This window comes from Roseateles sp. DAIF2, from assembly GCF_015624425.1.
Classification (GTDB): domain Bacteria; phylum Pseudomonadota; class Gammaproteobacteria; order Burkholderiales; family Burkholderiaceae_C; genus Kinneretia.
The window spans coordinates 2,828,238-2,843,501 of the sequence record NZ_CP049919.1; the positions used below are offsets into that span (position 1 = coordinate 2,828,238).

Annotated in this window: 11 protein-coding genes; 4 read left to right on the plus strand and 7 right to left on the minus strand. The window is 70.7% G+C overall.

Features of this window, described 5'->3' with window-relative positions; translation table 11 throughout:
* Nucleotides 1-2: 2 nt before the first annotated feature.
* Nucleotides 3-635, minus strand: a complete 633-nt coding sequence (locus G8A07_RS12935; protein ID WP_195797380.1) for a class I SAM-dependent methyltransferase — start codon at nt 633-635, stop codon at nt 3-5.
* A gap of 141 nt (nt 636-776) precedes the next feature.
* On the opposite strand from G8A07_RS12935, the gene purL reads away from it, so the two are divergent.
* Entirely contained in the window at nt 777-4,748 is a 3,972-nt protein-coding gene (gene purL, locus G8A07_RS12940; protein WP_195797381.1) for a phosphoribosylformylglycinamidine synthase, read from the plus strand.
* 108 nt (nt 4,749-4,856) lie between these two features.
* On the opposite strand, the gene G8A07_RS12945 is transcribed toward purL, so the two are convergent.
* Nucleotides 4,857-5,159: a hypothetical protein gene (locus tag G8A07_RS12945; RefSeq protein ID WP_195797382.1), complete on the minus strand. Its 303-nt coding sequence runs from the start codon at nt 5,157-5,159 to the stop codon at nt 4,857-4,859.
* A gap of 173 nt (nt 5,160-5,332) precedes the next feature.
* Between G8A07_RS12945 and lepB the strand changes: the two genes are divergently transcribed.
* Nucleotides 5,333-6,013: a signal peptidase I gene (gene lepB, locus G8A07_RS12950; RefSeq protein ID WP_195797383.1), complete on the plus strand. Its 681-nt coding sequence runs from the start codon at nt 5,333-5,335 to the stop codon at nt 6,011-6,013.
* Here lepB and G8A07_RS12955 read toward each other — a convergent pair.
* The 4 genes from G8A07_RS12955 to G8A07_RS12970 all read right to left on the minus strand — a co-directional run bounded on the left by G8A07_RS12955 (nt 6,010) and on the right by G8A07_RS12970 (nt 12,133).
* A complete protein-coding gene (locus tag G8A07_RS12955) occupies nt 6,010-7,245 on the minus strand; it encodes an MFS transporter (RefSeq protein WP_195797384.1) in 1,236 nt (411 codons plus the stop codon). The two genes, lepB and G8A07_RS12955, sit on opposite strands and share 4 nt — an antisense overlap.
* Before the next feature lie 58 nt (nt 7,246-7,303).
* Nucleotides 7,304-8,314 carry an LLM class flavin-dependent oxidoreductase gene (locus tag G8A07_RS12960; protein WP_195797385.1) on the minus strand — a complete coding sequence of 337 codons (1,011 nt, stop codon included), beginning with the start codon at nt 8,312-8,314 and terminating at the stop codon, nt 7,304-7,306.
* A gap of 67 nt (nt 8,315-8,381) precedes the next feature.
* Nucleotides 8,382-11,027 carry a PAS domain S-box protein gene (locus G8A07_RS12965; protein ID WP_195797386.1) on the minus strand — a complete coding sequence of 882 codons (2,646 nt, stop codon included), beginning with the start codon at nt 11,025-11,027 and terminating at the stop codon, nt 8,382-8,384.
* 77 nt (nt 11,028-11,104) lie between these two features.
* Complete coding sequence (locus G8A07_RS12970; RefSeq protein WP_249937322.1) at nt 11,105-12,133, minus strand: S1C family serine protease; 1,029 nt, start codon at nt 12,131-12,133, stop codon at nt 11,105-11,107.
* A 74-nt stretch (nt 12,134-12,207) separates the two neighbouring features.
* On the opposite strand from G8A07_RS12970, the gene G8A07_RS12975 reads away from it, so the two are divergent.
* The gene (locus tag G8A07_RS12975; RefSeq protein ID WP_195797388.1) at nt 12,208-12,930 is read left to right on the plus strand and encodes a DUF1624 domain-containing protein; all 723 of its coding nucleotides are present in this window, start codon (nt 12,208-12,210) and stop codon (nt 12,928-12,930) included.
* Nucleotides 12,927-13,670, plus strand: coding sequence for a 23S rRNA (guanosine(2251)-2'-O)-methyltransferase RlmB (gene rlmB, locus G8A07_RS12980; RefSeq protein ID WP_195797389.1), 744 nt, complete (start codon nt 12,927-12,929; stop codon nt 13,668-13,670). The genes G8A07_RS12975 and rlmB overlap by 4 nt, the downstream gene beginning before the upstream one ends.
* Here rlmB and G8A07_RS12985 read toward each other — a convergent pair.
* A complete protein-coding gene (locus G8A07_RS12985) occupies nt 13,643-15,139 on the minus strand; it encodes a diguanylate cyclase (protein WP_195797390.1) in 1,497 nt (498 codons plus the stop codon). The genes rlmB and G8A07_RS12985 overlap by 28 nt on opposite strands.
* Nucleotides 15,140-15,264 lie beyond the last annotated feature (125 nt).

The following is a 15,264-nucleotide window of genomic DNA, read 5'->3' on the forward strand; positions in this document are numbered from 1 at the left end:
CCCTAGACGCGGCGCGCCGCCAGCTCCCACAGGGACTTCGGCGCGCCGTAGCGCGGGGTGCTGCGCTTGCTCAGGCTCTCGATCTCGTAGCGCCCCGAGCCCAGCGCCTCGCGCAGCTTGGCCTCGCCGAAGAACTGCTTGGGCACGCCGTCGACCAGGCTGAGCTCCCAGCTCTGCGCGGCCCCGGCCGGCGCGCCGTAGTTCAGATCGTCCTCGGCGTTGACGCAGGCCAGCAGCAGGGCGCCGGGGCGCAGCAGCCGCGCCACCTCGCCGAAGGCGGCCAGGGTGCCGGCGCGGTCGAAGTAATGCAGCGACAGGTGGGCGATCACCAGATCGAAGCTCGCGTCGGCCAGCATGGGCATCGCGCGGGCATCGGCCCGCAGGTGCTGCGCGGCCGGCGTGCGTTCGCGCGAGCGGGCCAGCGCCTGTTCGGCAATGTCGGTGGCGGTGACCGCGAAGCCCCAGTCCGCCAGGCGCGCGGTCTCGAAGCCGTCGCCGCAGCCCAGGTCCAGCGCGCTGCGCGGCCGGGGCAGGGTCTGCAGCCGCTCCCGCCAGGGCAGCAGCCAGTCGTCCTGTCGTACCAGTTCCTGCCTGGCATAGCGTTGGTTCCAGATCTGGCTCGGTGTGGGGCTCATGGCGGCGAGTATCGCTTTTTGACCAGCCAGTGAAACTTGTCATGGCGAGTCCGGGCGCCGGCGCGGCTCTCGGTAGAATCCCGGGCTTCACCGACCGAAGAAGGCCGGGCCGACCCGGCCCGGCGCGCACCGCGGGATTCCATGGCCTCCACCTCCTCCAAGCATCTTCTCTCCTTCGAGGGCGGCAACGCTCTTTCCGCCTTCCGGGCCCAGGCCCTGCTGCCCCAGCTGCAGGCCGTCAACGAGCGCATCAACGGCGTCTCGGCCCGCCATGTGCACTGGGTCTGGAGCGATGTGGCGCTCGGCGAGGAAGACAAGACCAAGCTGGCCGCGCTGCTGAACTATGGCGACGCCTATGAAGGCGGCAGCGAGGGCGGCCTGGTGGTCGTCGCGCCGCGCCTGGGCACCGTCAGCCCCTGGGCCTCCAAGGCCACCGACATCGCGCACAACTGCGGCCTGCAGCAGATCCATCGTGTCGAGCGCGTCACCGAATACCGCATCACGCTGAAGTCCGGCCTGCTCGGCGGCGTGAAGACCCTGAGCCGGGATGAGTTGGTCGCCTGCGCCGCGCTGCTGCACGACCGCATGACCGAGAGCGTGCTGCTGGCGCGCGAGGATGCGCAGCATCTGTTCGACGAAAAGACGGCCCAGCCCCTGGCCCATGTGGACGTGCTGGGCCAGGGACGAGAGGCGCTGGAAGGCGCTAACAAGGAATTCGGCCTGGCGCTGTCCGACGACGAGATCGACTACCTGGTCAGCGCCTTCAACACCCTGAAGCGCAACCCCAGCGATGTCGAGCTGATGATGTTCGCGCAGGCGAACAGCGAACACTGCCGCCACAAGATCTTCAACGCCAAGTTCACGGTGGATGGCGAGGAACAGCCGCATAGCCTGTTCGGCATGATCCGCAACACCGAGAAGCTGGCGCCCCAGCACACGGTGGTCGCCTATTCGGACAATGCCGCGGTGATGGAAGGCCACCCCATCGAGCGCTGGATGCAGGCCGGCGACGCGCGCGCCCCCAAGTACGAGGCGCGTAGCGAGCTGGCCCATGTCTTGATGAAGGTCGAGACCCACAACCACCCGACCGCGATCTCCCCACACCCGGGCGCCTCCACCGGCGCCGGTGGCGAAATCCGCGACGAAGGTGCCACCGGCCGCGGCGCCAAGCCCAAGGCCGGCCTGACCGGCTTCTCGGTCTCGAACCTGCGCCTGCCGGGCCTGGCCGAGCCCTGGGAGCAGGCCGAGATCGGCAAGCCCGAGCACATCGCCAGCGCGCTGCAGATCATGATCGAGGGCCCGCTGGGCGGCGCGGCCTTCAACAACGAATTCGGCCGGCCCAACCTGGGCGGCTACTTCCGCGTCTTCGAGCAGGAAGTCGCCGGCGTGCAGCGCGGCTATCACAAGCCCATCATGATCGCGGGCGGCATCGGTGCGATCCGCGCCGACCAGACGACGAAGATCGAGTTCCCGGCCGGCAGCCTCTTGGTGCAGCTGGGTGGCCCGGGCATGCGCATCGGCATGGGCGGCAGCGCGGCCTCCTCGATGGCGGCCGGCACCAACACTGCCGACCTGGACTTCGATTCGGTGCAGCGCGGCAACCCCGAGATCGAACGCCGTGTGCAGGAGGTCATCAACCATTGCTGGGGCCTGGGTGAGCAGAACCCGATCCTGGCGATCCACGACGTCGGCGCCGGCGGCATCTCGAACGCCTTCCCCGAGCTGGTCAACGACGCCGGCCGCGGCGCGCGCTTCGACCTGCGCAAGGTGCCGCTGGAAGAGAGCGGCCTGGCGCCCAAGGAAATCTGGTGCAACGAGAGCCAGGAGCGCTATGTGCTGGCGATCGCGCCGGGCAGCCTGGAACTGTTCCGGAGCATGTGCGAGCGCGAACGCTGCCCCTTCGCGGTGGTCGGCGTGACCACCGAGCAGCGCGAGCTGGTGCTGGAAGACGGCGAGGGTGGCGAGCGCGCGATCGACATGCCGATGGACGTGCTGCTGGGCAAGCCGCCCAAGATGCACCGTGACGTGACCCGCGTGGCCCGCGACGGCGGCGCGCTGGACCTGACCGGCGTGGACCTGTCCAAGGTCGCGGTCGACGTGCTGCGCCATCCGACCGTGGCCTCCAAGCGCTTCCTGATCAGCATCGGCGACCGCACCGTCGGCGGCCTGAACCACCGCGACCAGATGGTCGGCCCCTGGCAGGTGCCGGTGGCGGACTGCGCCGTGACCCTGGCCGATTTCAAGGGCTTCGCCGGCGAGGCGATGAGCATGGGCGAGCGCACGCCGCTGGCCGCGGTCAATGCCCCCGCCTCGGGCCGCATGGCGGTGGGCGAGGCCATCACCAATCTGCTGGCCGCGCCGATCGAGCTGCCGCGCGTCAAGCTCAGCGCCAACTGGATGGCCGCCTGCGGCGAGCCGGGCGAGGATGCCGCGCTGTTCGACACCGTCAAGGCGGTGGGCATGGAGCTGTGCCCGCAGCTGGGCATCTCGATCCCGGTCGGCAAGGATTCCCTGTCGATGCGCACCCGTTGGGAGCAGGATGGTGAGAATAGGCAGGTCACGGCGCCGGTGTCGCTGATCATCAGCGCCTTCGCTTCGATCGCCGATGTGCGCGGCACCCTGACGCCCGAGCTGCAGGCCGGCGACACCTCGCTGATCCTGGTCGACCTGGGCCAGGGCAGGAACCGCATGGGCGGCTCGATCCTGGCGCAGGCCCTGAACCAGTTCGGCGCCGAGGTACCGGACCTGGACGACGCGGCCCTGTTGAAGGGCCTGGTCGAGGCGGTCAACGAGCTGCGCGCTTCGGCCAAGCTCTTGGCCTATCACGACCGCGGCGACGGCGGCCTGTGGGCCACCGCCTGCGAGATGGCCTTCGCGGGCAAAAGCGGCATCAGCCTGAACGTGGACATGCTGGTCCCGGAGACCGAGGACGGCGACGTCAAGAACTGGGCTCAGCAGGTCGATGCCCGCCGCAACGAGCTGACCCTGAAGGCCCTGTTCAACGAGGAGCTGGGCGCGCTGCTGCAGGTCAAGACCGAGGACCGCGACGCCGCGCTGCAGGTCCTGCGCAAGCATGGCCTGTCCAAGCATTCGCACGTGGTCGGCAAGCCCAATACCAGCGGCAAGATGGAGGTCTGGCGCGACGCCAAGACCGTGTTCAGCGCGCCGCTGGACCAGCTGCACCAGCAATGGGACCAGGTCAGCCACCGCATCGCGCAGCTGCGCGACAACCCGGCCTGCGCCGATAGCGAGCACGCCCAGACCGGCCGCGCCGACGATCCGGGCCGCCATGTGCACCTGACCTTCGATCCGAAGGAGGATGTCGCGGCCCCCTTCATCAACAGCGGTGCCCGTCCCAAGCTGGCGATCCTGCGCGAGCAGGGCGTCAACTCCCATGTCGAGATGAGCTATGCGATGGCGCTGGCCGGCTTCGACAGCTACGACGTGCACATGAGCGACCTGCAGTCGGGCGCCGCCTCGCTGCGCGACTTCAAGGGCTTCGTCGCCTGCGGCGGCTTCAGCTACGGCGACACCCTGGGTGCCGGCGAGGGCTGGGCCCGGTCGGTGATGTTCAACCCGGTGCTGGCCGAGGACTTCAAGGCCTTCTTCGCGCGCCAGGACAGCTTTGCCCTGGGTATCTGCAATGGCTGCCAGATGCTGGCCGCGCTGTCGCCGATCATCCCGGGCGCACAGGACTGGCCCAAGTTCACCCGCAACAAGAGCGAGCAGTTCGAGGCCCGTCTGGCCATGGTCGAGGTGCTGGCATCGCCCAGCCTGTTCTTCCAGGGCATGGCCGGCAGCCGCCTGCCGATCGCGGTGGCGCATGGCGAGGGTTACGCCGACTTCTCGCAGCGCGGCAACGCCGACAAGGTGGCGCGCGCGCTGCGCTATGTCGACAACAGCGGCGCGGCCACCGAGGTCTACCCGCTGAACCCGAACGGCAGCCCGGGCGGCCTGACCGGCGTGACCACGGCCGACGGCCGCTTCACCGCGCTGATGCCGCACCCGGAGCGCGTGTTCCGCAACATCCTGATGAGCTGGACCAGCGGCGACAAGAGCGAGCTGAGCCCCTGGATGCGCATGTTCCGCAACGCGCGCAAGGCGATCGGCTGACAAGCCAAAAAAAGCCCGGTGAACCCTGAGGTTCACCGGGCCAATGCTCGGGCTCCCAAAAGTCGAAACAGGAGAAAAGCGAAGCCCGGCAACTGCTCGGAAAAGAAATCAGTGGAACGCGTCCGTCGGCGCCGCCACGACAGCGCCGTACTTGGGCGCGAAGTCCCGGGTATCGTCCTCATCCACGGGAGCCGGATCGGCGGTGGCGGCCTCGGCGCGGAACGGGGTCGCCGCGCCCGACGCCAGCGGGCGGAAGTCCGGGTGCTTGCGGATGCGCTGCCGGGCCAGCTGGATGCTGGCGCGGAACTGCGGCGTCAAGCGGTCGAGCGCGTCCAGATAGGACCAGTGGCGCTCGGGGAACTCGCGCCACCAGTTGACGATGCTGTCGGGGTCCTGAAGATCGAGATACATGATGGCTGGGCCTCGCGATGCTCAAGAGACTGTATAAATATACAGTATTTTGAGCCTTCGTGCAGCAGGCCGGGCCGCTCATGCCGTCCGGGCCGCCATTCGCCGCCGCAACCCCCTGTCCGCTGCAGCCGCCGCCCACACTGACGCATCGCCACTTTCATGGGATCACGACGATGCGCCACTGGCTCAAGGACAAGCGCGGCTTTCTGCTGTTCCTGCTGTGCTTCGGCTTTTTCCGCACCGCGATCGCGGACTGGAACCCGATCCCCTCGGCGTCGATGAAGCCGACCCTGCTGGAGGGCGACGTCGTGTTCGTCAACCGGCTGGCCTACGACCTCAAGCTGCCGCTCAGCGACGTGATCCTGCTCGGGCGACTGGGTGAGCCGCGACGCGGCGATGTGGTGACCTTCTCCTCGCCGGCCACCGGCGCGCGCCTGATCAAGCGCATCGTTGCGCTGCCCGGCGAGCGGGTGGAGCTGCGCGCCGGCCGGCTCTTCATCAACGGCCGTGCCGCGCGGTATCAGGCCTTGTCGCGCGGCGACGAGCAACTGGCGCCCGGCCTGGTGCTGCCGGCGCTGCGCCTGCGCGAGCAGTCGGCCGGGGCGGGCGCCGGCCATGCGGTGCAGTACCTCGAGGGCATTGCCGGCGCGCGGCGCGACTTCGGGCCGGTGACCGTGCCGGCGGGCCAGTTCTTCATGCTGGGCGACAGCCGCGACAACAGCGAGGATTCGCGCTTCATCGGCAGCGTGCCGCGCGAGAAGCTGATCGGCCGCGCCGAGCGGGTGCTGGTCTCGGCCGACATCCTGGGGCATTGGACGCTGCGGCCGGAGCGCTTCGGGTTGGCGTTGCGCTAGCCGTGGATCGGCGGGAAGCGGTCCATCCGGCGCAGCTGCGGGAACAGGCGCATCCAGAGCAGGCTGATGCCGATCGTGGCCGCGCCGCCGACCAGGATCGAGGGCCGCAGGCCCAGCCAGGCCGCGGCCGCGCCGGACTCGAACTCGCCCAGCTCGTTGGAGGCGCCGATGAAGACCGCGCTGACCGCGCTGACCCGGCCGCGGATCTCGTCCGGCGTCTGTGACTGCACCAGGATATGGCGGATGTAGACGCTGACCATGTCGCCCGCGCCCATCAGCAGCAGCGCCACCAGTGACAGCCAGAGCCAGCCGGACAGGCTGAACAGCATCGTGGCCGCGCCGAACAGGGCCACGCCGCCGAACATCCAGCGCCCCACATGGCGCTGGATCGGCCGCAGCGCCAGCAGCGCGGTGGTCAGCGCCGCGCCGATCGCTGGCGCGCTGCGCAGCAGGCCCAGGCCGGTGGCGTCGGTATGCAGCAGGTCGCGCGCCACCGCCGGCAGCATCGCGACCGAGCCACCGAACAGCACCGCGAACAGGTCCAGCGAGATCGCGCCCAGCATGATCGGGCGCGAGAACACGAAGCGCAGCCCCTCCAGCACCGAGCGCAGCGAGGCCGGCTCCTGGCTCGCGGCCTTCTTCTCGCTGCGCGGCAGCATCAGCATCAGCGCCACGGAGGCGCCCAGCAGCAGGGTCACGCAGCCGTACACCACCTCTGCCCCGGCCAGGAAGAGCAGGCCGCCCAGCACCGGGCCGGCGATCACCGCCACATGAAAGGTCGAGGAATTGATCGCCACCGCCTGCGCGAAATGCTGGGGCGGCACCAGGTTGATCAGCACCGCCTGGCTGGCCGGCATGCTGAAGGCGCGCGCCGAGCCGAACAGCGTCAGCACCGCCAGCACCGGCCAGACGCTGGTCAGGCCGCGATGCGTCATCAGCCACAGCAGCAGCGCACACAGTAGGTTGATGCCGAAGCAGACCGTGATGATGCGGCGCCGGTCCAGCCGGTCCGCCGCCTGCCCCGCGGGCAGGATCAGGATCAGGAACGGCAGGAACTGCGCCAGCCCGACCAGGCCCAGGTCCAACACCTCGCCGGAAAAGGCATACACCTGCCAGCCGATCGCGACGCTCTGCATCTGCACCGCGAAGGCGCCCAGCAGCCGCGCGGCCAGGTAGAGGACGAAGTTGCGCTCGCGCAGGACCGCGAGGCCGGCAGGCAGGGACAGGGGCATGGTGCCGCGATTGTCGCGGTGCCGGCGCGCGCGGCCGGGCCGGGCGTGCGCTCAGCAACTAGGCGGACGCGGCGCCCCCGGCCTGCCCCGCCAGCAGCTCATAGGACCGCAGCCGCGCCCCGAAGTCATGCACCGCGCTCGCGACGATGAACTCGTCCGCGCCGGTGCGCTCCAAGGTAGCCTGCAGGCCGGCGCGCACCGTGGCCGGCGAGCCGACCACCGATTCGGCCAGCATGCGCGCGACGCCGGCCTTCTCGGCCGGGTTCCACAGCGGCTCCATGTCCTCGACCGGGCGCGGCAGCGGGCCGCGCTGGCCGCGCTGCATGCCCAGGAAGCGCTGCTGGATCGAGGTGAACAGATGCCGGGCCTGTTCGTCGCTGTCGGCCACGATCACGTTCAGGCCGACCATCGCCCGCGGCTCGGGATGACGGGCGCTGGGGCGGTACTGGGCGCGATAGAGCTCCAGCGCCTGCATCAGCAGCTCCGGCGCGAAATGCGAGGCGAAGGCAAAGGGCAGGCCCAGATAGGCGGCCAGCTGCGCGCTGTAGAGGCTGGAGCCCAGCAGCCAGATCGGCACCTCGGTGCCCTGGCCGGGGATCGCGCGCACGACCTGACCCTCGCGGGCCGGGCCCAGATAGGCCTGCAGTTCCAGCACATCCTCGGGGAAGCGGTCCTCGGCGGCGCTGCTCAAGTGGCGGCGCAGCGCGCGCATCGTCGGTCCGTCGGTGCCGGGCGCGCGGCCCAGGCCCAGGTCGATGCGGCCGGGGAACAGGGTGGCCAGGGTGCCGAACTGCTCGGCGATCGTCAGCGGCGCATGGTTGGGCAGCATGATGCCGCCGGAGCCGACGCGGATGCGCTCGGTCGCCTGCGCGATCTGGCCGATCAGCACCGCGGTGGCCGAGCTGGCCACGCCGTCCATATTGTGGTGCTCGGCGACCCAGAAGCGCCGGTAGCCCAGGCCTTCGGCATGGCGGGCCAGGGCCACGCTGTTGCGCAGCGCGGTCGCGGCATCGCTGCCCTCGACGATGGGGGCGAGATCGAGGATGGAGAGAGGAATCTGGGTCGACATGATGGGCCGCAGTCTAGGACCGCCCCCGCCGCCGTGTTCGGCGTCGGGTTTTTGGGTTCTGTGCTAGCTAGCCCGCCAGCTGCGGCGCCACATAGGGCAGGCGGAACACGAAGCGGCAGCCCTCGCCGGGGCGGCTGCTCAGCTCCACCTTGCCGCCCAGCACATCGTTGACGATGTTGTAGACGATGTTCAGTCCCAGGCCGGTGCCGCCGCGGCCCAGCTTGGTGGTGAAGAAGGGGTCGAAGGCGCGCCGCCGCACCTCCTCGCTCATGCCGCGGCCATCGTCCTCGATCACCAGCTCGAAGCCCTCGTCGGACAGTGGCCGGGCGCGGATGCGCAGCAGGCCGCCGTCGCGCCCGTCGAAGGCATGCATCAGCGCGTTCTGCAGCAGGTTGGACAAGACCTGACCCAGTGGGCCGGGGTAGCTGTCGAGCTGGCGTGGCAGCTCGGCGATCTCGGTCTCGATGCGGTAGGGCGTGCTCTTCCAGCGCGCCCGCGCCAGGCCCAGCACATCGCCGACGACATCCTGCAGCGGGAAGCTGCGGCGCTGCTCGCTGGTCTGGTCGACCGAGAGCTGCTTGAAATGCTGCACCAGTTCGCAGGCGCTGGTCAGGCCGCGCAGCAGGATGTCGCTGGCGGTGCCGACATCGTGCAGATAGGCCTCCAGGCCGGAGCGGCGGATCGAGCCGGTCTGCAGCTGGCCGGCGATCTCGCGGCTGCGGCCCTCCAGGGTCGAGGCGGTGGTCAGGCAGTTGCCCAGCGGCGTGTTCAGCTCATGGGCCACGCCGGCCACCAGCGAGCCGAGCGCGGCCATGCGTTCGGCCCGCATCAGCTCCTCCTGCGCATGCTGCAGGGTCTCCAGCGTCTCGCCCAGCTCGGCGGTGCGGGCCGCGACGCGCTGCTCCAGCTCGGCGTTCAGGTTGCGCAGCGCGCGCTCGGCGCTCAGCTGCGCGCTGATGTCGCGCGCCACGCCGAGGAAGCCGACCAGTTGGCCGTCGCGGTCATAGACGCCGCTGACGGTCAGCGAGGCCTCGAGCCGCCGGCCGTCGCGGCGCACGAAGGTCCAGATCCGCGTGTCGCTGCCCTGGCGCAGCGGGCGGGCGATGAAGGCCTCGTGCGGCGCCACCGGCACACCCAGCTCGGCCTGGGCCTCGGCCGCCCGCGCCGCGATCTCCTCCGGCAGATGCCATAGATGCGGGCTGCGGCCCAGCACCTCGGGCTCGCTGTAACCCAGCATGCGCTCGGCGCCGCGGTTGAAGACGGTGATGCGGTCCTCGGCATCGGTGGCGACGATGGCCACCTCGACCGCCGCATCCAGCACCGCCTGCAGCCGGTCGCGCGCGGCCTGCAGCTCGGCCTGCGAGGCGCGCAGCGCCGCCTCGGCGCGGCGCTGCACCGTGACATCGCGGCCGGTGCCGCGGTAGCCGCCGAAGCGCCCCTGGGCGTCGAAGATCGGCGCGCCGGAGACACTCAGATGCCGCACGCTGCCGTCCGAGGAGATCTGAGCGTACTCGAAGTCGCGGAAGGTCTCGTGGCGCTCCAGCAGGGCGCGATGCTCGTCCCAGGCGATGCCCGGCACCAGGGCCGGCGAGTCCCAGCGCCGGTGCCCCAGCACCAGGCTCGAATCGGTGTTGCTGGCCTCCTCGGCCATGCGCGAGATATAGGTGAAGCGCAGCTCGGCGTCCTGCTCCCAGACCCAGTCGCTGGCCAGGCTGGCCAGGCTGCGAAAGCGCGCCTGCGATTCCTCCAGCTGGCTGCGCATCCGCTGGCCCTGCTCGATCTCGTGGGTCAACGCCTCGTTGTGGCGGCACAGCGCATGCCATTGCCGCATCAGCAGGGCCAGCAGCGCGGTGATCAGCGCGCCGCCGCTCCACAGCATCAAGAGCATCGGGCTCCAGGGGCTGGCCTGGCCCCAGCCGGCGCGCGGCCGCGCCAGCAGCAGCCAGTCGGCGCCGGGCAGCCGGGCGCTCAGGTGCACGCCGTCCTCGGCCGTGTTTTCATGGCCCCAGATCAGCGCGCCGGGCCGGCCCTCGGGCGTCGCCGCATGCAGGGCCAGTTCCAGCTCCTGCTCGGCGGAGAGGCCCGCGGCCTGGACAAAGCGCTCCAGGTCCGCCACCACCGAGACCACGCCCCAGTAGCGCGGCTCGCCGCCGCCGCCGTCTTCGCCGCGCAGAAACACCGGCGTGCGCTGGATCACGCCCAGGCCGCCCTGCACCAGGGGCACCGGCGCGCGCAGCAGCGGCTGGCGGCGCTGGCGAGCCTCCTGCACCTGGGCCCATTGCTCGGGGATGCGGCGGTAGTCGAGGTTGAACACCGCCTCGTTGCCGGCGCGCGGGTAGACATGGCGCGCCACATCGTCCGGCGCCGCGACCACGCTGCGCAGCTGCGGCACCAGGGTCACGGCGCGCTGGATCAGCTGCTCGAAGCGCTGCTCGCTGATGCCGCCATCGACCTGGATCAGGGTGGACAGGCCCAGGGTCGGGCTGAAGGTGGCCTGGGCGCTGGCCTCCAGCCGGTCGCGCAGCAGGGTCAGGCGTTGCTCGACATGCAGGCGCTCCTCGCCGCGCTGCTGCTGCTGTTGCACGCGCAGCATCGCCAGGCCCAGCGCCAGGCTCAGCAGCGCGCACAGCCAGACGGGCCAGTAGCCCAAGCGCGCATGGCCAAGCCGGAACGCGGTGCGCGGCAGCGGCGGGAGGGCGGTGCTTGTGCTCATGGGGCGGGCGCTCGAACCACGCTACCACAAGCACCCGCCGGCGCGGCAGCCCGGCGACCCCTATTGCGGGGAGCGCCTCAATCGGTTGCCGTGCCCAGCACCGCGCCGACCTGGCGGCTCTTGCCGCCGTTCCAGACCGTCAGGTTGACGCGCTCGCCGATGCGGCGGTCCTCCAGCAGGGTGAGCATGTCGTCCAGGTCGGCGACCGCCTGGCCATCGACCGCGGTGATCACGTCGCCGGCCACGATGCGGCCGCGCCGGTCGCGCTGGAAGGGCTTGAGCCCGGCGCGGTCGGCCGGGCCGCCCTCGGCCACGCCGACCAGGGCCACGCCCTTGGGCAGGCGCAGCGCCTGGCTCAGCTGCACCGAGCCGGCCGTCACGCCCAGGGCCGGGCGGATGAAGCGGCCGTCCTTGATCAGGCGCGGCACGACGCGGTTGACCTCGTCGGCCGGGATCGCGAAGCCGATGCCGGCGCTGGCGCCGCTGGGGCTATAGATCGAGGTGTTGACGCCGATCAGCCGGCCGGCCGAATCAAGCAGCGGGCCGCCGGAGTTGCCGGGGTTGATCGCCGCATCGGTCTGGATCGCGCCGCGGATGCTGCGCCGGTTCATCGACTCGATCTCGCGGTTCAGCGCCGAGACGATGCCGGTGGTCAGGGTCTGGTCCAGGCCGAAGGGATTGCCGATCGCATAGACCTGCTGGCCGACCTGCAGGTCGCGGCTGGCGCCCATCGGGATCGGCAGCAGCTTGTCCTTCGGCGCCTTGATGCGCAGCACCGCCAGGTCGCGGTCCTCGAAGGCGCCGACCAACTCGGCCTCGAAGGTGCTCTGGTCGGCCAGGGTGACCTTGGCGGCATTGGCGCCCTGGATCACATGGAAATTGGTGACGATATGGCCGGCCTCGTCCCAGATGAAGCCGCTGCCGGTGCCGCGCGGCACCTCGGACACGTTCATCGAGAAGAAGTCGCGCTGGTAGGCCAGGGTGGTGATGTGCACCACCGAGGGCGAGACCTTCTTGAACACCCGGATATGGTTCTGCTCCGCCGCCTCCAGCGGGCCGCGCGGCGCGACCGGGCGCGGCTGCTGGGCCTGGGCGGCGCCGGCCATGAGAAAGAGGACGGAGGAGAGGAGGAGGGCGAAAGGGCGGCGCATGATCGGCGGGTCGGTAGACTGCGGGGCCGATGATAAGACCTGACCCTGCCACCCGCCATGAACGCCTGGACGCCCTGCGCGGCGCCGCCATCGTCTGGATGGCCCTGTTCCATTTCTGCTTCGACCTGGCCTGGTTCCGCTATGCGGCCTGGGATTTCTACCGCGACCCCTTCTGGCAGCAGCAGCGCACGGCGATCGTCAGCCTGTTCCTGCTGTGCGCCGGCATGGGCCAGGCGGTGGCGCTGGCGCAGGGTCAGCCCTGGTCGCGCTTCTGGCGCCGCTGGGCCCAGGTGGCGGGCTGCGCGCTGCTGGTGAGCCTGGGCTCCTGGTGGATGTTCCCGCGCAGCTTCATCAGCTTCGGCGTGCTGCATGGCATGGCCGTGATGCTGATCCTGCTGCGCCTGCTCGGGCCGCGCCTGCCGCTGGCCGCGCTGGTGCCGCTGGGCCTGGCCTGCCTGGTGCTGCCGCAGTTCTTGTCCCATCCCTTCTTCGACAGCCGTTGGACCAATGCGCTGGGCCTGGTGACGCTGCGCCCGGTGACCGAGGACTATGTGCCGATCCTGCCCTGGTTCGGCGTGATGCTGTGGGGCTATGCGCTGGCGCGCTGGCGGCCGGCGCTGCTGGAGGGCGCGCTGGCGGCGCCGCTGCGGCCGCTGGCGGTGCTGGGGCGCTGGTCGCTGAGCTTCTACATGCTGCACCAGCCGCTGCTGATCGGGGCGCTGATGCTGGTGCAGGCGACAATAGGGGCATGAGCGCCAACAAGATCCTCTTCGGCTTCCATGCCGTCACCGTGCGGCTGAAGACCGCGCCCGACTCGATCAGCGAGATCCATATCGACGCGAGCCGGCGCGACCAGCGCATGCGCCAGTTCGTCGAGCGGGCCAAGGCCGCCGGCGCCAAGCTGCTGGACAGCGACGACGAACGCCTGAAGGCGATCTGCGGCACGCACCGCCATCAGGGCGTGGTGGCGCGGGTCTCGGCCGTGTCCCAGGCCCGCACCCTGGACGAGGTGCTGGAGGACGTGGCCTCGGCCGAGGGCGTGCCGCTGCTCTTGGTGCTGGACGGCGTGACCGACCCGCACAATCTGGGTGCTTGCCTGCGCGTGGCCGACGGTGCCGGCGCCGATGCGGTGGTGGCGCCGAAGGACCATGCGGTTGGCCTGAACGCCACCGTGGCCAAGGTGGCCAGTGGCGCGGCCGAGACCGTGCCCTACCTGATGGTGACCAACCTGGCCCGGACCCTGAAGGAGCTGAAGGAGCAGGACATCTGGGTCATCGGCACCTCCGACCAGGCCGAGAAGTCGATCTACGAGGTCGACCTGAAGCGCCCGGTGGCCCTGGTGCTGGGCGCCGAGGGCGAGGGCATGCGCCAGCTGACCGCCAAGACCTGCGACGAGCTGGTGAGCATCCCGATGAAGGGGGCGGTCGAGAGCCTGAACGTCTCGGTGGCCGCCGGCGTCTGCCTCTACGAAGCCTTGCGCCAGCGCGGCTGAGTGTCGTCGCTTGTGGCGGCGGTGCCGCCACCCGGCCGGGGGCTCTCCGGCTCGACCCGGTTGCGGCCGGCGCGCTTGGCGCGGTAGAGCGCCTCGTCGGCGCGCAGCAGCAGCGGCTCCAGCGCCGCCTGCGCGCGTGGCAGGGCCACCACGCCGACGCTGACGCTGGCGGTGATCACACCGCCGCGACCGTCGTCGAGCGTCGCGGCATGAAAGGCCTGGCGCACCCGCTCCGCCACCGCCAGCGCGGCCGTCGCTTCGCAGCCCGGCAGCAGGATCGCGAACTCCTCGCCGCCGACACGACCGAACAGGTCGACCTCGCGCAGCGCCTCGCCGCCCAGGCGCGCGAAGGCGACCAGCACGCGGTCGCCGACCGCATGGCCATGGGCGTCGTTGATGCGCTTGAAATGGTCGATGTCCAGCATCAAGAGGGCCACCGGCTGGCGCGTCGCGGCCAGCTGCAGCAGCAGCTCCTGAGCCCGCTCCTGGAAGGCATGGCGGTTCAGCAGGCCGCTCAGCTGGTCATGGCTGGCCATGTGCTGAAGGCGCTTCAGCAGGCGCTGGCGCGCTGCCATCACGCAGGCCACGGTGATCGGCGCGATCGCGATCAGCGACACGCCCAGGCGGATCGACATCAGCGTCGTCAGCGGGCTGACGCCCGCGCTCTCCACCGGCAGCAGGCCCTGGGCGATGCAGATCAGCGCCCAGGCGCCGAAGCCCAGGGTCAGCAGCGCCGTGCCGAACACGCCGTAGCTGAGCGCGCACCAGAGCAAGGCCGGCACCGGAAAGGCCACCGCGCCCGGGCCCGCCACTGCCATCGCCAGCAGGCAGGACAGCAGCAGGGCCAGCGCCGGCAGCACCGCATGCCCCAGCGCCGGCCAGGGCGGCAGCCGGCGCCGGCGCTCCGGGCCGCGGTGCGGCTGGGCCTCGGGCAGGGTCAGCACCGCGGGCAGGAAGGCCAGGTAGTTGGCCAGCTCGCTGACGAAGCAGAACACCCAGCCCAGCAGCGGCGACAGGCCCAGCAGCGAGGGTCCGATCAGGAAACCCACCAGGCCGGCCATCGCCGATGCGGCCGTGGTCACCAGCAGCAGGCGCGGCACCGAGAACGGGCCCTGCAGCCGCCTGTCCTCGATCGGCAGGCGCGACAGCAGCCATTGGCCGGTCGCGATGCCCAGCAGATTGCCGCCGGTCAGCAGCAGGGCGGTGGCGAGCGTGCTGCCGGTCAGCAGGTCGGCCGCCAGATAGCCGGCCAGCGCGCCGAGCCAGGCGGCGGGCGTGTTGCGCGCCGGGAAGCGCACCAGCAGCCCCAGCAGCAGGGCATTGGCCGGCCACAGCGAGGCCAGCTGCCCCATCGGCCGGCTGTAGATGCCCAGCAGGGCCGCGGCCATCACGAGCAGACCCATCAGGGCCGCCGTCTCGGCGCCCCGGACCCAGGACCTTGAGCGCTGCTGCGCGTCTTCTTCCGCCACCGTCATCGACTGCCCGGTTTTTTGTTACTGCTGTTTTCCGAGCACAGCATCGCGGAACGGCGTTGCCGCCGCGGCTAGGGCTTGCCCTGATCGACACCGGTTTGAGGGGCAAGGCCGGCAGCGCC